The following is a 2269-nucleotide window of genomic DNA, read 5'->3' as shown; positions in this document are numbered from 1 at the left end:
TCTAATGATACTAATACAGTATCATCTGTAAATTCACCTCAAAATTCTACAAATGCGGAAAATGTTTCAACAACGCAAGATACTTCAACTGAAGCAACACCTTCAAACAATGAATCAGCTCCACAGAGTACAGATGCAAGTAATAAAGATGTAGTTAATCAAGCGGTTAATACAAGTGCGCCTAGAATGAGAGCATTTAGTTTATCGGCAGTAGCTGCAGATGCACCGGCAGCTGGCAAAGATATTACGAATCAGTTGACGAATGTGACAGTTGGTATTGACTCTGGAGATACAGTTTATCCGCACCAAGCAGGCTATGTCAAACTGAATTATGGTTTTTCAGTGCCTAATTCTGCTGTTAAAGGTGACACATTCAAAATAACTGTACCTAAAGAATTAAACTTAAATGGTGTAACTTCAACTGCTAAAGTGCCTCCAATTATGGCCGGAGATCAAGTATTGGCAAATGGTGTAATCGATAGTGATGGTAATGTTATTTATACATTTACAGACTATGTTGATACTAAAGAAAATGTAACAGCTAATATTACTATGCCAGCTTATATTGACCCTGAAAATGTTACAAAGACAGGTAATGTAACATTGACAACTGGCATAGGTAGTACAACAGCAAACAAAACAGTATTAGTAGATTATGAAAAATATGGTAAGTTTTATAACTTATCTATTAAAGGTACAATTGACCAAATCGATAAAACAAATAATACGTATCGTCAGACAATTTATGTCAATCCAAGTGGAGATAATGTTATTGCGCCGGTTTTAACAGGTAATTTAAAACCAAATACGGATAGTAATGCATTAATAGATCAGCAAAATACAAGTATTAAAGTATATAAAGTAGATAATGCAGCTGATTTATCTGAAAGTTACTTTGTGAATCCAGAAAACTTTGAGGATGTCACTAATAGTGTGAATATTACATTCCCAAATCCAAATCAATATAAAGTAGAGTTTAATACGCCTGATGATCAAATTACAACACCGTATATTGTAGTTGTTAATGGTCATATTGATCCGAATAGCAAAGGTGATTTAGCTTTACGTTCAACTTTATATGGATATGACTCAAGGTTTGTATGGAGATCTATGTCATGGGACAACGAAGTAGCATTTAATAACGGATCAGGTTCTGGTGACGGTATCGATAAACCAGTTGTTCCTGAACAACCTGATGAGCCTGGTGAAATTGAACCAATTCCAGAGGATTCAGATTCTGACCCAGGTTCAGATTCTGGCAGCGATTCTAATTCAGATAGCGGTTCAGATTCGGGTAGTGATTCTACATCAGATAGTGGTTCAGATTCAGCGAGTGATTCAGATTCAGCGAGTGATTCAGATTCCGACAGTGATTCCGACTCAGCGAGTGATTCAGATTCAGCAAGCGATTCAGATTCAGCGAGCGATTCAGATTCAGCGAGTGATTCAGATTCAGCGAGTGATTCAGATTCAGCAAGCGATTCCGACTCAGACAATGACTCGGATTCAGATAGCGATTCTGACTCAGACAGTGACTCAGATTCCGATAGCGATTCTGACTCAGACAGTGACTCAGATTCAGATAGCGATTCAGATTCAGATAGCGATTCAGATTCCGACAGTGATTCCGACTCAGACAGCGATTCTGACTCCGACAGTGATTCCGACTCAGACAGCGATTCAGATTCCGACAGTGATTCCGACTCAGATAGCGATTCCGACTCAGATAGCGACTCAGATTCAGACAGCGATTCAGATTCAGACAGCGATTCAGATTCAGATAGCGATTCAGATTCCAACAGTGACTCAGATTCCGACAGTGACTCGGATTCAGATAGCGATTCAGATTCCGACAGTGACTCAGACTCAGACAGTGATTCGGATTCAGCGAGTGATTCGGATTCAGATAGTGATTCCGACTCCGACAGTGACTCGGATTCAGATAGCGACTCAGACTCGGATAGCGACTCGGATTCAGATAGCGATTCGGACTCAGATAGCGATTCAGAATCAGACAGCGATTCAGAATCAGACAGCGATTCAGATTCAGACAGCGACTCAGATTCAGATAGTGACTCGGATTCAGCGAGTGATTCAGACTCAGGTAGTGACTCCGATTCATCAAGTGATTCCGACTCAGAAAGTGATTCAAATAGCGATTCCGAGTCAGGTTCTAACAATAATGTAGTTCCGCCTAATTCACCTAAAAATGGTACTAATGCTTCTAATAAAAATGAGGCTAAAGATAGTAAAGAACCATTACCAGATA

General features: G+C 39.5%; 1 protein-coding gene. It reads left to right on the top strand.

Features of this window, described 5'->3' with window-relative positions; genetic code table 11:
* Nucleotides 1–2269: MSCRAMM family adhesin clumping factor ClfA (clfA, locus tag IDG60_RS11475; RefSeq protein ID WP_206160716.1), on the top strand; the 2269-nt coding region annotated here is incomplete at both ends.

It is taken from the genome of Staphylococcus sp. EG-SA-2, assembly GCF_017152085.1.
The sequence above is the reverse complement of the archived record's forward strand: the minus strand, read 5'-3'. Positions and strand labels throughout refer to the sequence as shown.